The organism is Pseudomonas serboccidentalis (assembly GCF_028830055.1).
Lineage (GTDB): Bacteria > Pseudomonadota > Gammaproteobacteria > Pseudomonadales > Pseudomonadaceae > Aquipseudomonas > Aquipseudomonas serboccidentalis.
The window spans coordinates 4,411,585-4,427,826 of the sequence record NZ_CP101655.1; the positions used below are offsets into that span (position 1 = coordinate 4,411,585).

At 61.2% G+C, this 16,242-nt stretch carries 14 protein-coding genes; 3 read left to right on the plus strand and 11 right to left on the minus strand.

The annotated features are described in order from the left end of the window. Positions 1 to 84 precede the first annotated feature (84 nt). The 11 genes from purD to gcbA all read right to left on the minus strand — a co-directional run bounded on the left by purD (position 85) and on the right by gcbA (position 13,429). Positions 85 to 1,380, minus strand: a complete 1,296-nt coding sequence (gene purD / locus NN484_RS20115; protein ID WP_127649104.1) for a phosphoribosylamine--glycine ligase — start codon at positions 1,378 to 1,380, stop codon at positions 85 to 87. 148 nt (positions 1,381 to 1,528) lie between these two features. After that, the gene (gene purH / locus NN484_RS20120; protein ID WP_215501363.1) at positions 1,529 to 3,136 is read right to left on the minus strand and encodes a bifunctional phosphoribosylaminoimidazolecarboxamide formyltransferase/IMP cyclohydrolase; all 1,608 of its coding nucleotides are present in this window, start codon (positions 3,134 to 3,136) and stop codon (positions 1,529 to 1,531) included. Between the two features lie 82 nt (positions 3,137 to 3,218). Further along, positions 3,219 to 3,539, minus strand: coding sequence for a DNA-binding transcriptional regulator Fis (gene fis, locus NN484_RS20125; RefSeq protein ID WP_003221275.1), 321 nt, complete (start codon positions 3,537 to 3,539; stop codon positions 3,219 to 3,221). Beyond that, positions 3,536 to 4,546 (minus strand): tRNA dihydrouridine synthase DusB, encoded by a 1,011-nt coding sequence (gene dusB, locus NN484_RS20130; protein ID WP_025111764.1) that lies wholly within the window; start codon positions 4,544 to 4,546, stop codon positions 3,536 to 3,538. Before dusB ends, fis begins: the two co-directional genes overlap by 4 nt. 185 nt (positions 4,547 to 4,731) lie before the next feature. Beyond that, on the minus strand, positions 4,732 to 6,006 hold the full coding sequence (locus NN484_RS20135; RefSeq protein ID WP_215501364.1) for a DUF3426 domain-containing protein: 1,275 nt from the start codon (positions 6,004 to 6,006) through the stop codon (positions 4,732 to 4,734). 30 nt (positions 6,007 to 6,036) lie between these two features. Further along, entirely contained in the window at positions 6,037 to 6,915 is an 879-nt protein-coding gene (prmA, locus tag NN484_RS20140; protein ID WP_042557472.1) for a 50S ribosomal protein L11 methyltransferase, read from the minus strand. A 265-nt stretch (positions 6,916 to 7,180) separates the two neighbouring features. Continuing rightward, on the minus strand, positions 7,181 to 8,539 hold the full coding sequence (accC, locus tag NN484_RS20145) for an acetyl-CoA carboxylase biotin carboxylase subunit (RefSeq protein ID WP_045122275.1): 1,359 nt from the start codon (positions 8,537 to 8,539) through the stop codon (positions 7,181 to 7,183). Positions 8,540 to 8,556: 17 nt separating this feature from the next. After that, entirely contained in the window at positions 8,557 to 9,018 is a 462-nt protein-coding gene (accB, locus tag NN484_RS20150) for an acetyl-CoA carboxylase biotin carboxyl carrier protein (RefSeq protein WP_127649109.1), read from the minus strand. A 24-nt stretch (positions 9,019 to 9,042) separates the two neighbouring features. Then, a complete protein-coding gene (gene aroQ, locus NN484_RS20155; protein WP_064585783.1) occupies positions 9,043 to 9,498 on the minus strand; it encodes a type II 3-dehydroquinate dehydratase in 456 nt (151 codons plus the stop codon). Positions 9,499 to 9,760: 262 nt separating this feature from the next. After that, complete coding sequence (locus tag NN484_RS20160) at positions 9,761 to 11,707, minus strand: methyl-accepting chemotaxis protein (protein ID WP_215501365.1); 1,947 nt, start codon at positions 11,705 to 11,707, stop codon at positions 9,761 to 9,763. A 51-nt stretch (positions 11,708 to 11,758) separates the two neighbouring features. Beyond that, positions 11,759 to 13,429 (minus strand): diguanylate cyclase GcbA, encoded by a 1,671-nt coding sequence (gene gcbA / locus NN484_RS20165; protein ID WP_127649113.1) that lies wholly within the window; start codon positions 13,427 to 13,429, stop codon positions 11,759 to 11,761. Between the two features lie 426 nt (positions 13,430 to 13,855). On the opposite strand from gcbA, the gene NN484_RS20170 reads away from it, so the two are divergent. The 3 genes from NN484_RS20170 (at position 13,856) to NN484_RS20180 (ending at position 16,162) form a co-directional block, all read left to right on the plus strand. Beyond that, positions 13,856 to 14,923, plus strand: coding sequence for a DUF2333 family protein (locus tag NN484_RS20170; RefSeq protein WP_064117268.1), 1,068 nt, complete (start codon positions 13,856 to 13,858; stop codon positions 14,921 to 14,923). A gap of 3 nt (positions 14,924 to 14,926) precedes the next feature. Beyond that, entirely contained in the window at positions 14,927 to 15,484 is a 558-nt protein-coding gene (locus NN484_RS20175) for an NUDIX hydrolase (RefSeq protein WP_274657715.1), read from the plus strand. A 306-nt stretch (positions 15,485 to 15,790) separates the two neighbouring features. Further along, the gene (locus NN484_RS20180) at positions 15,791 to 16,162 is read left to right on the plus strand and encodes a translation initiation factor Sui1 (RefSeq protein WP_041068080.1); all 372 of its coding nucleotides are present in this window, start codon (positions 15,791 to 15,793) and stop codon (positions 16,160 to 16,162) included. Positions 16,163 to 16,242 lie beyond the last annotated feature (80 nt).

A 16,242-nucleotide genomic window follows, 5' to 3' on the forward strand; every position in this document is an offset into this window, starting at 1 on the left:
TAGGTTGATGCCAGAATATAACGATGCGCGGCGGCGGAACAGCCCGGCGAGGGACTGCATCCCGCGCCGGACGTGAAGGACAGCTTATTCCTGGGTTTCGCCACGTTCACGGGCAATGGCGCGGTAGCCAATGTCCTTGCGGTAGAAGCAGCCTTCCCAGTCGATGGCGGCGGCCAGCTTGTAGGCTTGCTGCTGGGCTTCGCTCACGCTGGCGCCCATTGCCGTGGCGCAGAGTACGCGACCACCGGCAGTGACCACCTTGCCATCTTTGAGCGCGGTACCGGCGTGGAAGACTTTGCCTTCCAGGCTGGCGGCTGCGTCCAGACCGTTGATCGCTGCGCCCTTGGCGTAGTCGCCCGGGTAGCCGCCAGCGGCCAATACGATGCCGACGCTCGGACGTGGATCCCACTGCGCTTCAACCTTGTCCAGCGCTTGCGCCAGGGCGGCTTCGACCAGCAGCACCAGGCTCGACTGCAGACGCAGCATCACCGGTTGAGTCTCCGGGTCGCCGAAGCGGCAGTTGAACTCGATGACTTTCGGGTTGCCGGCCTTGTCGATCATCAGACCGGCATACAGGAAGCCAGTGTAGACGTTGCCTTCTTCGGCCATGCCGCGAACGGTCGGCCAGATCACCAGATCCATCACGCGCTGGTGCACGTCGGCGGTGACCACCGGGGCAGGGGAGTAGGCACCCATGCCGCCAGTGTTCGGGCCGCTGTCGCCGTCGCCGACACGTTTGTGGTCCTGACTGGTGGCCATCGGCAGGACGTTCTTGCCGTCGACCATGACGATGAACGAGGCTTCTTCGCCGTCGAGGAACTCTTCAATCACGACGCGCGAACCGGCGTCGCCGAACGCATTGCCGGCGAGCATGTCGCGCACGGCGTCTTCGGCTTCGGCCAGAGTCATGGCAACGATCACGCCTTTACCGGCGGCCAGGCCATCGGCCTTGATCACGATCGGTGCGCCTTTTTCACGCAGATAAGCCAGGGCCGGCTCGATCTCGGTGAAGTTCTGGTAGTCGGCCGTCGGGATCTTGTGGCGAGCCAGGAAGTCCTTGGTGAAGGCTTTCGAACCTTCCAGCTGCGCAGCGCCAGCGGTCGGACCGAAGCAGTCCAGGCCGCGGGAGCGGAACAGATCGACCACGCCAGCCACCAGCGGCACTTCCGGACCGACGATGGTCAGGGAAACGTTTTTCTCGGCGAAGTCGGCCAGTTGCTCAAGGGCCAGCACGTCGATGGCGACGTTCTCGCACTTGGCTTCAATCGCGGTACCGGCGTTGCCCGGCGCGACAAAAACCTTCTGCACACGCGGATCCTGAGCCACTTTCCAGGCCAGGGCGTGTTCACGGCCACCGCTGCCAATGATCAAAACATTCATTTCAAAAACCTCAAATTCTGTGGGGCGCTTCCAAACCTCTGCGGACTGAACCTGTAGGAGCTGCCGAAGGCTGCGATCTTTTGCTCTTTCAACAGCAAGATCAAAAGATCGCAGCCTGCGGCAGCTCCTACACAGAGGGAGCGGTGTATCAGTGACGGAAGTGGCGCATGCCGGTGAACACCATGGCGATGCCGGCTTCGTCAGCAGCAGCAATCACCTCAGCATCACGCATCGAACCGCCCGGCTGGATCACCGCCGTGATACCGACCTTGGCCGCATTGTCCAGGCCGTCGCGGAACGGGAAGAACGCATCCGATGCCATCACCGAACCAGCCACTTGCAGACCGGCGTGTTCAGCCTTGATTGCAGCGATACGTGCCGAGTTGACGCGGCTCATCTGGCCGGCGCCGACACCGATGGTCTGACGGTTCTTGGCGTAGACGATGGCGTTGGACTTAACGTACTTGGCGACTTTCCAGGCGAAGATCAGGTCGTGGATTTCCTGTTCGGTCGGTGCACGCTTGGTCACCACTTTCAGGTCGTCGGCGCCGATCATGCCGATGTCGCGGCTCTGTACCAGCAGGCCACCGTTGACGCGCTTGTAGTCCCAGGCCGGAACACGATCCGCCGACCATTCGCCACAGGCCAGCAGGCGCACGTTGGCTTTGGCGGCGACGATGGCGCGAGCTTCTTCGCTGACGCTTGGGGCAATGATCACTTCAACGAACTGACGCTCGACGATCGCCTTGGCGGTCTCGGCATCCAGTTCACGGTTGAAGGCGATGATGCCGCCGAAGGCCGACTCGGTGTCGGTGGCGTAGGCCAGTTCGTAGGCCTGACGGATACCGCCTTCGGCGTCCGGGCTCACGGCCACGCCGCACGGGTTGGCGTGCTTGACGATCACGCAGGCTGGCTTGACGAAGCTCTTCACGCATTCCAGCGCGGCGTCGGTGTCGGCCACGTTGTTGTACGACAGCTCTTTGCCTTGCAGTTGGGTCGCGGTGGCGATGCCGACTTCGGCCGGCTTGGCTTCCACGTAGAACGCCGCGCTCTGGTGCGGGTTCTCGCCGTAGCGCATTTCCTGGGCCTTGATGAACTGGCTGTTGAAGGTGCGCGGGAATTCGCTGCGGCCTTCGGTGCTCAGGGTCTCGGCAGCTTGGTTCACGGTGCCCATGTAGTTGGCGATCATGCCGTCGTAGGCCGCGGTGTGTTCGAAGGCCTTGAGCATCAGGTCGAAACGCTGAGCGTAGGTCAGGCCACCGGCCTTGAGGTTTTCCAGAACGTTGGCGTAATCGCTGGCGTTGACCACGATCGCCACGTCTTTATGGTTTTTCGCCGCCGAACGGACCATGGTCGGGCCGCCGATGTCGATGTTTTCGATGGCGGTCGGCAGGTCGCAGCCTGGCTTGCTGATGGTGGCTTCGAACGGGTAGAGGTTGACGGCAACCAGGTCGATCGGCTTGATGCCGTGTTCGTTCATGATTGCGTCGTCGATACCGCGACGACCGAGGATCCCGCCGTGGATTTTCGGGTGCAGGGTCTTCACCCGACCGTCCATCATTTCCGCGAAGCCGGTGTAGTCCGCGACTTCCACTGCAGCAACACCGTTGTCGCGCAGCAGCTTGAACGTCCCGCCGGTGGAGAGGATCTCGACGCCCAGAGCTTCAAGCTCCTTGGCGAATTCGAGGATCCCGGTCTTGTCGGAAACGCTGATCAAGGCGCGGCGGATCGGCAGGCGGGTAGTCTGGTCGGTCATCTCAATTTCCATCAAAAGCAAGGGAAGTCAGCAAAAAAGGCGACCGGTTTTACGCGGGCGCCTTTCTGGTTTGATTGAATGCTTACAGCAGATCGTACTGCTTGAGTTTCTTGCGCAGTGTGCCGCGGTTGAGTCCCAGCAGCTCACTGGCCTTGGTCTGGTTGCCCTTGACGTAGTTCATCACGCTTTCGAGCAGGGGAGCCTCGACTTCGGAGAGCACCAGGTTGTACACATCCGTGACGGACGCGCCCTCAAGGTGGGCGAAATAATTGTGCAGCGCCTTCTCGACACTCCCGCGAAGGGTCTGACCTTCTTCGCTCGGGGTATTGAGGTGCTGTTTCAAATTCACGTTGTCGCTCACGGGTGCTGTTCCACTCACTAAAGTCTCGGTCATCATCGTCATGCGGCCACCCCTTCTTCGTCCCCTGTCAGGCTCTTGTAACGTTCGGCGAAGAACTCCCGAACGTTGGCGCATTGTGTTTCCGTACCATCCAAACGATTGAAGTGGGCGCGAAACTCCCTGGCGCCCGGCAAGGTTGCGAGATACCAGCCCACATGCTTGCGGGCAATACGTACGCCCATCACGTCCCCATAGAAGGCATGAAGTGCGGCCAGATGCTCCAGCAGGATGCGTTCCACTTCGATCAGCTCCGGCGCCGGCAATTTTTCGCCGGTACGCAGGAAGTGTTCGATCTCACGAAAAATCCATGGCCGCCCCTGGGCAGCCCGGCCGATCAGCAGGCCATCGGCACCGGTCGCGTCGAGCACGTAACGGGCCTTTTCCGGCGAATCTATATCGCCATTGGCAAACACCGGGATCGACACCGCCTGCTTGATCGCGGCAATCGTGTCGTACTCGGCAACACCTGTGTACAGATCGGCGCGCGTGCGGCCATGCACTGCGAGCGCGGTGATCCCGGCCTGCTCGGCGATCTTCGCCACGGTCAGGCCGTTCTTGTTGTCGCGATCCCATCCGGTGCGGATCTTCAGGGTCACCGGCACATCCACTGCAGCGACGACGGCCTGCAGGATCTCGGTAACCAGTGCTTCATCTTTCAATAACGCGGAGCCGGCGGCCTTGTTACAGACCTTCTTTGCCGGGCAACCCATGTTGATATCAATAATCTGTGCGCCCAGCTCGACGTTGGCCCGGGCTGCATCCGCCAGCATTTGCGCGTCACCACCGGCAATCTGTACCGAGCGTGGCTCGGGATCGCCTTCGTGGATCATGCGCATGCGCGACTTGCGGGTATTCCACAGGCTCATGTCACTGGTGACCATTTCCGAGACTACAAGCCCTGCGCCCAAACGCTTGCAAAGCTGACGAAAGGGCTGATCGGTAACCCCCGCCATCGGGGCGAGAATCAAACCGTTCTGCAATGTATATGGGCCGATGCGTACCGCCGACATAGGACTTCCCTGAAGTGGGGCCGGATCATGAGAGTTCGAAAAAGGGTTGGCATGATACCCGCTCTCGATGACTGGATAAAGGCTGAATTGAACAAAATCTGAACAGTTATTCTGTTATTGCCAGCGGTTTGGTTGGCCTGAGCCCAGTCAGAAAACCGCCGTCAAACCTGAAGCGGTGCAGCGGTTCACTCGGGTGAGTGGAAACTCAGGCTGTAATTCACCGCTTTGGGACCTGGATCGAGGATATCCAGCGCGATGTGGATCGGCGTTTGCGGCGGCATTTCCGCCAGGCCTTCGAGGTCGCCGTTGAGGTATTCGCCGGGTTTGAAGCGACGACTGGCGATCAGATGGCCGTTGAGATCGGCGAAGCGCAGCTCCAGCAGCGGGAATGGCTGGGAGAACGTCGCGCGGTTATAGATGATCGCGTCGACCACCAGTGCACCGCTGAATTCCGGATGGCTGCGCACCACCAGATTACTGCTCTTGATCTTGGCGATGTCGACCTTGGACGGCACCGTGCAGCCAATCTGCGGACAGAATTGCTGGAACCACGGACGGTACTGATCCTGACGCGCCAGTTCGTCGAAATGATAGGCGATGTACTGCCCGGCAAGGCCGGCAGCAGCCAGCAGCACCAGCAAACTCCAGAGCAGGCGCCGGCCCCAGGGCGAGCGGCGTTTCTGCCAGTCCAGTTGCAGCGGGTCGTCGGTCAGGTCCTGCAGGACTTCGGCGCGAACGCCGGGTTCTGCGCGGTCACGCTTTTTGCGCAGCGGTTCGACTGACGGCAGTTCGTCATCTTCGGGTTCAGCGCTGGCTGACAGGCGTTCGCGACGGGCATTCGGATCGATCGGATCGTGCAGGCGCAGTTGCGGAATCGGCGGCTCGTCGTCCAGGTCCACCGGTTCCAGCGACAACGAAGGCTCGGTGCGCGCGGTTTTTGCCGGCTCGGGCTCGATGATCTGCTGTTCGGCCTCATCTTCGGGCTCGGGCAGGCGCTCATCATCGCGTGCACTGAACAGGCTGTCGCGCCACACCGTTTCATCGGCTTCAGGGCTGTCACGTCGGGCGCTCAGGGATTCTTCGCGCTGGCGGCCGAATTCGGTGGTCGGCTGGATTTCCCGTTGTTCGAGGCGGGCCAGTTCTTCGTCCAGATCCAGGCTGTCCAGATCCATCTCGTTGGCGTTCCATTGCTTTTGGCTGATGGCGCGCGGTGCGGGCAGGTCGTCGATGGCCGGTGGCTGGATGGGTTCAGGTGGTTGTGCAGCCTGCTCGGCAATCGCTGGCGCGACCGGCGTCACCGCTTCCTTGCCCGCGTGTTGTTCCAGCAGCTGTTTGGCCGCGTTGAACACTTGCAGGCAGGAGCCGCAGCGAACCACCCCACGGGCCACGCTCAATTGAGCATGGCTGACGCGGAAGCTGGTTTGGCAATGCGGGCACTGGGTGACGAAACTGTCGGTCATGCGGCGATCCGGTTTATGCAGGCGGTCATTCTAGCGCCGACGGCCAGTGATACGCACCCAGCCATCGCGATTGGCGATCGGGTCAAGATCGAAGTCCTGCGCATAAGCGGCGGCGACTTCATCGCCCTGTTCGGCGAGGATGCCCGACAGCGCCAGACGACCGCCGGACTTGACCAGGCTGGACAGTTGCGGCGCCAGGGAAACCAGCGGGCCGGCCAGAATGTTGGCGACCAGTACGTCGGCTTTGACCTGCGGCAGATCTTGCGGCAGGTACAGCGGGAACAGTTCGTCGGCAATATTGTTGCGCCCGGCGTTATCGCGCGAGGCTTCCAGCGCCTGCACGTCGATGTCGGTGCCGACGGCTTCTTTCGCGCCGAGCAGCAGGGCGGCGATCGCCAGAATCCCCGAGCCGCAGCCGAAGTCCAGCACGTTGCAGTCTTTGAGGTCCTGACCGTCGAGCCATTCCAGACACAGTGCGGTGGTCGGGTGTGTGCCGGTGCCGAACGCCAGGCCCGGGTCCAGCAGCAGGTTGACCGCATCAGGCTCCGGGGCGGCGTGCCAGCTCGGCACGATCCACAGACGCTGGCCGAAACGCATCGGCTGGAAACCGTCCATCCAGCTGCGTTCCCAATCCTGGTCTTCGATGACTTCGCTGTGGTGCTCCGGCAGCGGGCTGCCGGTCAGCAGTTCCAGATGCGCCAGTACCGGCGCAGGCTCGGTGCCGCCCTCGAACAGGGCCAGCAGATGAGTGTGCGCCCACAGCGGGGTGGTGTTGAGTTCCGGCTCGAAGATCGGCTGATCTTCGGCGTCCATGAAGGTCACCGAAACGGCGCCGACTTCAAGGAAAGCGTCTTCGTAGGTTTCGGCTTGTTCCGGGCTGATGGCGAGGCGTACTTGCAGCCAAGGCATGGCGGGCACCTTTGAAAAAAATATGATTGCAGCCTAGCGGCCAGCGAGAAGCGCGCAAGTTTACGCGAGCGCGCGCGGTTTGTGGGAGAGACTTGAAACGCCATTCCCTTGTAGGAGTGAGCCTGCTCGCGATGAGGTCGGCACATCCAGTACATGTGTCGACAGCACCATCGCCATCGCGAGCAGACTCACTCCTACAGGGGGATGTAATGTGCTGAAACAACAAAGCCGCCCGAAGGCGGCTTTGTCAGGTGCGGGCTGAAGCTTAGTGCTTCTCGCCAGCCAGCTTGTGCTCGAGGTAGTGAATGTTCACGCCCCCTTTGCAGAAGCCTTCGTCGCGGGTCAGATCACGGTGCAGCGGGATGTTGGTCTTGATCCCGTCAACCACGATTTCGTCCAGGGCGTTGCGCATGCGGGCCATGGCTTCGTCGCGGGTAGCGCCGTAAGTGATCAGCTTGCCGATCAGCGAGTCGTAGTTCGGCGGAACGGCATAACCGCTGTACAGGTGCGAATCGACGCGAACGCCGTTGCCGCCTGGGGCGTGGAAATGCTTGACCGTGCCCGGGCTCGGCATGAAGGTTTTCGGGTCTTCAGCGTTGATCCGGCACTCCAGCGAGTGACCGCGGATCACCACGTCATCCTGCGTGAACGACAGCTTGTTGCCAGCGGCGATGCTGAGCATCTCCTTGACGATGTCGATACCGGTGACCATTTCCGAAACCGGGTGCTCCACCTGAACACGGGTGTTCATTTCGATGAAGTAGAAACGACCGTTCTCGTACAGGAACTCGAAAGTGCCGGCGCCACGGTAGCCGATGTCGATGCACGCCTTGACGCAGCGAGCCAGAACTTCCTGGCGCGCTTGCTCGTCGATGCCCGGTGCCGGCGCTTCTTCGAGAACCTTCTGGTGACGACGTTGCAGCGAGCAATCGCGGTCGCCCAGATGGATAGCGTGACCCTGGCCGTCGGACAGGACCTGGACTTCGACGTGACGCGGGTTGGTCAGGAATTTTTCCAGATAGACCATCGGATTGCCGAACGCCGCGCCTGCTTCGGAGCGGGTCAGTTTCGCCGAGGCGATCAGGTCTTCTTCCTTGTGCACCACGCGCATGCCGCGACCACCACCGCCGCCAGCGGCCTTGATGATCACCGGGTAGCCGACTTCACGACCGATGCGCAGCGCCGTCTCTTCGTCTTCCGGCAGCGGGCCGTCAGAACCTGGAACGGTTGGAACGCCTGCTTCGATCATCGCGTGCTTGGCCGATACCTTGTCGCCCATCAGGCGAATGGTGTCGGCTTTCGGGCCGATGAAAGCGAAGCCGGAGTTCTCGACCTGCTCGGCGAAGTCGGCGTTTTCCGCAAGGAAACCGTAGCCTGGGTGAATGGCGGTGGCGCCAGTCACTTCAGCGGCAGCGATGATGGCCGGGATGTGCAGGTAGGACTGAGCGGCAGAAGCCGGGCCGATGCAGACGGATTCGTCTGCCAGACCCAGGTGCATCAGCTCTTTGTCGGCCTTGGAGTAAACGGCGACGGTCTTGATGCCCATCTCTTTGCAGGCACGCAGAATCCGCAGGGCGATCTCACCGCGGTTAGCGATCAGAACTTTTTCCAACTTCGCAGTCATCAAAGGCTCTCCGCAGTTCAAACGATGGTGAACAGCGGTTGGTCGTACTCAACCGGCTGGCCGTCTTCGACGAGGATGGATTCGATCACACCGCTGGTTTCAGCTTCGATGTGGTTCATCATCTTCATGGCTTCGACGATGCACAGGGTGTCGCCTTTCTTCACGGTCTGGCCGACTTCAACAAAGGCTGGCGAGGTTGGCGAAGATTTACGGTAGAAGGTACCTACCATTGGCGAGCGGGCAACGGTGCCGTTCAGCGCAGGCGCAGCAGCGACAGCCGGGGCTGCAGCAGCAACCGGAGCCGCAGCGGCAGGTGCGGCAGCAGGTGCCTGCATTGGCGCAGGAGCGTAGTACTGCTGAGCCGGGGTCTTGCTGTGACGGCTGATGCGAACGGACTCTTCGCCTTCCTTGATCTCGAGCTCGTCGATGCCGGACTCTTCCAGCAATTCGATCAGTTTCTTAACTTTACGGATATCCATGAATCATCAACTCCCAAGGGTCGGTCAGGGGCGTATAGCTTGTTGTTCAAGCTGCTCTAATGCAGCCTCCAAGGCCAGTCGGTAACCGCTGGCGCCAAGGCCGCAGATCACTCCCACCGCTACGTCGGAGAAGTAAGAGTGATGGCGGAAAGGTTCGCGTTTGTGCACGTTGGACAAATGCACTTCGATGAATGGGATGCTCACTCCCAGCAGCGCGTCACGTAATGCGACACTTGTGTGCGTAAAAGCTGCTGGATTGATCAGAATGAAGTCGACACCTTCGCCGCGGGCGGCGTGGATGCGGTCGATCAATTCGTACTCGGCATTGCTTTGCAGGTGCAGCAGATGATGACCGGCTTCACGGGCGCGACGCTCCAGATCCTGATTGATCTGCGCCAGGGTCGTTGAACCGTAAGTGCCGGGTTCGCGGGTGCCGAGCAGGTTCAGGTTGGGGCCGTGCAGCACCAGTAGCGTTGCCATCTGCGTGTTCCTTGTTATGAATGAGCAGTCGTCAGAACCCGGCGACTATGCCGCAAAGGCTTTGTGACTGTCCAGTTCTCTGCAATAGCCAGCACGATGACCGATGTTTGCGCGAAATTTGTGACTGAGTGATTTGATCCGGTCACTGTGGGCAAGCCCTGTAGGAACTGCCGCAGGCTGCGATCTTTTGATCTTGGTCTTTAACAGCAAGATCAAAAGATCGCAGCCTCGTTTCTCTCGACAGCTCCTACAGGGATCGTGATCAGACCCGAAAGGCTTGTACGGCTGTATGCAGTTGCCCACCCAATACCAGCAGGTTCTCGCCCTGTTCCCGGCCTTCGCCGATGCGCAGCAGGTTATCCCCGCCCAATTGATGGATCCGCTCACTGTGATCACGAATCTCGCTGACCGCGCCGCTTTGCTGGGCGGTGATATCGGCAATGCGGATCGCCGTGTCGGAAATGGTCTGGATCGCGCCGACGATTTTATCCAGCGCACCGTCCGCGGCTTGCGCCTGATTGGCCGTGGCTTCGGCGTGTTCGACCTGGGCGCGCATGCCCTCGACCGATTGTCGGGCGGCGGTCTGCAGGCCGGCGATCAGCGTCTGGATTTCCGCGGTGGCGCCCGCCGTGCGTTGCGCCAGTGAGCGCACTTCCTCGGCCACCACCGCAAAACCACGGCCCATTTCTCCGGCCCGCGCTGCTTCAATGGCTGCGTTCAGCGCCAGCAGGTTGGTCTGGTCAGCGATCGAGCGGATCACCGTCAGCACGCCGCCAATGGTCGCCGACTCTTCGGCCAGGTGCTCGATCATCTGCGCGTTGCCTTGCACTTCGCCGACCAGCGCATGCAGGCCGGTGAGGCTCTGGCCGATCACGGTTTGCCCGTGCTCGACGGCCAGCCCTGCATGGCGGCTGGCGTCCGCTGCCTGACGCGCGTCGCCAGCGACTTGCTGAATGGTGGCTTCCAGTTCACCCAGAGAATCACGAATCAGCGCCGTGTCGCCAGCCTGATGCTCGGCGCCCGTGTGCAAGTCATTGCTCAGTTCGGCCAGCGTGCGGCTGCTGCCGGCGACCTGTTCGGCGTTGCCGCGAATGGTTCCGACCAGATCCACCAGATACGCACGCAGACGATTGAGCGACGCTTCGATGTCGTGCAGTTCGCGGTTGGTCTTGCCCAGATGAATGTCGCGACTGAAATCGCCCTCGGCCCAGGTCGACAGCGCCGGGGCGAGGTTGGTCAGGGTGCGGGCGAGGCGCCGTTGCAAGGTGTCGATCAGCAGCGCGATCAGCAGAATCAGGCCAATCATCACGCCTTGCATCAGCCGCACTTCGCCCTGGATCTGCCCGTGCTGAGCGCGCACCACCGGCTCGAGGCCGGCGATGGCTTGCTGCACGGCGGCAATCTTCAGGTGTGTCGCGGTGCTCAGGTCCGTGCGTTTCTGGATCAGCTCGCGGGTGCGTTCCAGCTCCGCCGGGTAGCGCCCCAGCAGGCTGTTGAGTTCGCGCTTGAGGCCGACGCCGGCGTCTTCGGTAGCGGCTTTTTCGCTGCTTTCGATGCCCATCATCGCGGCGAAATCATCACTGCCGGATTCATTCTTGGCGACCACGCCGAGCAGGGGCAGGGCGTCGATGGCCTGGGACTGAGTGCGGATGCTGGCGACTTCACGCTCGACATCGGCGGCCAGTTCACTGCGGCCACTGCTGACCAGTTTGTCGCGGGCCAGCGACAGTTTGCCCAGATGCTGGGAAGCGGCGAGCAGCGGCGCCAGGTACGTCGCGTTGCCGTTGGCGTAGGTATTCAACTGGTCGAGGCTGGCGCTCAGTTCGCGTTCGGCCTGCAACAACAGCGCTTGCGGATCGCCGGCCAGTTTGCCGGCGGCGAGGAGGTCGGTCTTGCTGAATTCTTCGAGGCTCGACAGGCTCGGGCGCAGGGTCTCGGCCAGCGCCGGCGGCAGTTCGCCGAGTTCTTTCTGCAAGTCGTCGATGGCCTGGCTGGCGCTGCTCAGGCGCAGGGCGTCGCCGCTGGCGAGGTAATCCTCGACATTGCGCGCCACGTCATTCTGAAATTGCTGCGACAGACCCAGGTAACGCTCCATCAACAGATACGGACGTTCCAGCGCTTTTTGCGACCACCAGAGCGTCGCGCCGAGGGCTACGCAGACGGCGACCAGCAGCAGAGTGTTGAGATTGGTGAGCAACTTCAGGCGCATGACGGCTACCAACGGCAGGAATGGTAAGCGCCTGAATTTATTGCGGTTCTGTTACAGGGTTATGACCGAGTCGGTGGATTCCGATGAAAAAGTGGCACTTTGCTTTGATTCGCGCGCGGTCTGCACCCGGTTGCGTCCGGCACCCTTGGCGCGGTACAGCGCTTCGTCGGCCTGGCTGGCCATCATCAGGCTGTCGGAGTCCTCGTGCATTTCCACCACGCCGGCGCTGAAGGTGCACCACAAATCCTGCGGTTGGGCCGGGTAGTGGATTTCCGCGAAGCGCTGGCGAATATCGTCGAGCACTTTGTGCGCTGCTTCTATATCGGTGTCGGGCATGACGATGGCGAATTCTTCGCCGCCATAACGGCCGATGAAATCGGTCTTGCGCAGGCGTTGCTTGAGGAACAGCGCCAGGCTCTTGATCACCCGGTCGCCCATCGGGTGACCGTGGCTGTCGTTGACCCGTTTGAAGTGGTCGATGTCGAGCATGGCAAAGCTCAGCGGTTTGTTCTCGCGGCGGGCGCGGAACGAACAATCCTCAAGCAATTGCAGGATGTGTGTGTGGTTGTACAGGCCGGTAAGGCTGTCGCGGACCATCCGTGCTTTGAGATTACGCGCGCGGGCGGCGCGGTTGCGCACGGTGGTGATCAGGTGTCGCGGCTTGATCGGCTTGGTCAGGAAGTCGTCGCCGCCTTCACTCATGGCGTCGAGCTGCTTGTCCAGATCGTCCTCGGCGGACAGATAAATGATCGGTACGCTGACGTAGCGGTCGTTGTGGCGAATGACCTTGGCCAGTTCAGTGCCGGTGCAGGCCGGCATGTACATGTCGAGGATGATCAGGTCCGGCTGGAAATCCGCCAGCTCGGCCATCGCCTGGATCGGTTCGATCAGGGTGCGAGTGACGATGCCGGCGCTGTTGAGCAGGCGTTCGGTGTGCAACGCCTGGGCGCGGGAGTCGTCGATGATCAGCACTTTATAAGGTTCGTACTGGGCGACGCAGGTCAGAACCTCGATTTTCTCCAGCAGGCTCGACGCTTCGAGGGTGCCGGTGAGGAATTCCTGGCCGCCGGCGCGTACCGCGGCGAGGCGGGTCGGGGTGTCGGTTTCGTGCAGGCTGAAGAACAGCAGCGGCAGCGGTTCCTCCAGACCCACTTGCGCTTCCGCAGCAAGCTGCAGGCCGACGCCGGGCCCGCTGAAGTCCACGTCCATGACGATCGCGGCCGGCAAGCGTTCGACCATCGAGGAGCGAAACGCCGACACACTGTCCAGCGCCTGGGCGGTCAGCCCGAAGAATTCCAGTTGCTTGGCCAGCCGCTCGGCGCGGTCGTGATCCTGCAGCAGCACATAGATCGGTTTGCGCAGCGGCGGCAGAAAGGTCTGGTCGAGTTGGTCGCCATGACGCAGGCCGGTGCGCGACAGGCGTTGCATCAAGCGATTGAGGTCGGTGATCAGGCCACTGCTCAGGCGGCCGCGATTGGCATCGACGGCGTCCAGCGACTGGCTGATGTGGTGGGCCAGTTGTGTGTGCTCAGGCTGCTCGAAGCGCTCGGCAAAACGCAGCAGGCGCAGGTTGGCCTCGCTCAATTCGGCGAGGTCGGCAGTGGACCACTCACTGCGTTGCAGGCGTTGCCATATCTCAAGAATCTGACGTGCCTGATGAATTACCCGCTGGGCAAAGTGGTGCTTGAGGCGCTCACGGCTGGGGTCTTCTGGCTCGGTCATATCCTGACTACTAGTTAGGGTGCATGCTGAGATCGACTGGTGGCTCTATGCTAGCACCTCTTTTCCCTTATATGAGTGTCGCGCGTCAATAATCTGCGGTGCTGCACAATTCAGTTTCTGACCCGTTGGTATCGGATTGGACCTGTTCGTCGGGGATCCCCCCGCAAACCGGGCACATGCTGCACATCACCCAGCGAAAAAGCTTTTGTGAACAACGCTGTGGTGCACACCCGCATTCCTCCGTTATGGCTTCGCCCGGACCTTTTCTGATGACGCTGCATCAGGGAAACCCTTAGAAAAATTGCCGGCCCGTGTCGCACCTTCTGTGGATTTTCTGCTTCTCTTCAATGGCGGGTGCCGGCCTCGGCACGTTGTTGTATGGTTGTGGTCGAACCGTTGAACCCAAGTGATTGAAAGGATATCGCCATGCTGGACTGGAAGAACCGCGCGGGCAGCGCGCCTGAACGTGCCGCTGAGCCGAAGTCGGCCGCCCGCAGCTATGTGGGCGGGCTGTTATTCAGCCGCGCGCTGGCCACGCTGATCGGCATTTACCTGCTGGTGACCATCGGCCTGGGCTGGTACTGGAGCCAGGAACCGGCGCTGTTCCCGGTGGCGCAAAACGCCCAGGCGGCCGCCGAGAAAGAAGGCAAGCAAATGGTCGTCGGCTACACCACGGTCGAAACCCTCAAGACCGTTGCCGGTACTTTGCTGAACAAACCGGGCGGTTACATTTCCAACGACCGTTTCCCGCCAGGCCTGTGGATGGACAACACCCCGAGCTGGGAATACGGCGTACTGGTGCAGGTCCGTGACCTGACCCGTGCCTTGCGCAAAGACTTCGCCCGTTCGCAGTCGCAGTCGGCCGAAGACGCCGATCTGGCCAAGGCCGAACCGCGTTTCAACTTCGACAACAAGAGCTGGATCCTGCCGTCGAGCGAGTCGGAATATCAGGAAGGCATCAACTCCCTGAGCCGTTACCAGGCGCGTCTGTCTGACCCGACGCAGAAAAACGCCTTGTTCTATGCCCGTGCCGACAACCTGAACAACTGGCTGGGCGATGTCGGCACCCGTCTGGGGTCGCTGTCGCAACGTCTGTCGGCCAGTGTCGGCCGGGTGAAGCTCAACACCGCACTGAAAACCGAAGTCCCGGCTGTTGGCGAAGTGCCGCAGGTTGACGAAGAAGTCGTCGAGACGCCGTGGATGCAGATCGACAACGTGTTCTACGAAGCCCGCGGTCAGGCCTGGGCGCTGTCGCACCTGCTGCGCGCCATCGAAGTGGACTTCGCCGATGTGCTGGCGAAGAAGAACGCCACGGTCAGCGTGCGCCAGATCATCCGTGAACTGGAAGCGTCGCAGGAGCCGGTCTGGAGCCCGATGATCCTCAACGGCAGCGGCTTCGGTGTATTGGCTAACCACTCGCTGGTCATGGCCAACTACATCTCCCGCGCCAACGCCGCAGTGATCGATCTGCGTCAACTGCTCAATCAGGGCTGAGTCATGGTCGATAGCGCCAAAGAGACGGCGCACCGCGCCGCCTCCGATGCCGAACAGATCGCCTGGGTCGACGAGCAGGACAACCTGCTCGGCGCCTTGGTGCGGGCCGATTTGCGTGAGCGTGGCCTGATCGGTCGCGGCACCTACATCATGCTGTTCAACTCCGCCGGTGAGCTCTGCGTGCATCGGCGTACCTTGAGCAAAGCGATCTATCCCGGTTACTGGGACGTAGCGGCCGGCGGTATGGTGCAGGCTGACGAGACCTACGCCGAGTCGGCTGCCCGTGAGCTGGAAGAGGAGCTGGGCGTGAGCGGAGTGGAACTGACCGCCCACGATCATTTCTACTTCGAAGACACCGGCAATCGCCTCTGGTGCTCGGCGTTTTCAGCCGTGTGGGACGGCCCGCTGAAACTGCAGCCGGAAGAAGTCCTGGAAGCGCGCTTCATTCCGGTCGAGCAAGTACTGCTGGAAATCGAGCAAAAGCCTTACTGCCCGGACTCTCTGGCAGCGTTGAAGCGCTATCTGAAGGCTCAGCAAAGCGGCGTCGCAAAGAACACATAAATTGGCGCCGATTGGCTCTTAGCAATTGCGCTTTTTGCCGTTACACTGCGCGACCTTTTCAAGCTGCACCGAATGGTTTGACGTGGGCCTGCTGACCCACTGTAGGAGCTGCCGAAGGCTGCGATCTTTTGATCTTGTTTTTCAAGAGCAGGATCAAAAGATCGCAGCCTTCGGCAGCTCCTACAGGTCAGCAGTCTCGTTGCCAAATTCCGGTGCAGTAGCGCTGCCCCTGCCTGAGTGGGGCTTCGCGGTCGATAACCTTGCCCAAGGTTGCGATCAGTCTTTGTCCTCCCAAGAGGATTGCCGGTGGCCAAAAAAGCCGCATCCTTCGCCGCCCTTGGTGGCCTGGTATTTTCCACCGACGCAGGTCGTCATTGCCCGGAATGCAGTAAGCCGGTGGACGCCTGTATCTGCAAACAAACCGTGATCCCGGCCGGCGACGGCATTGCCCGCGTGCGTCGCGAGAGCAAGGGTCGTGGCGGCAAGACGGTGACCACCATCACCGGTGTGCCACTGGCCGAAGATGCCCTTAAAGAGTTGGCGACAACGTTGAAGAAACGTTGCGGCACCGGTGGGGCGTTGAAGGACGGGGTCATCGAAATCCAGGGCGATCATGTCGAGCTACTCTTGGCAGAGCTGATCAAGCACGGTTTCAAAGCGAAGAAGTCCGGCGGCTAGCAGCCTCTGTGAAAACCACCCGCGGCTTGATCCGGTTCTGCAATGTTCAGCGCCGGCGTCGTCTCCATGGTTTTCACAGA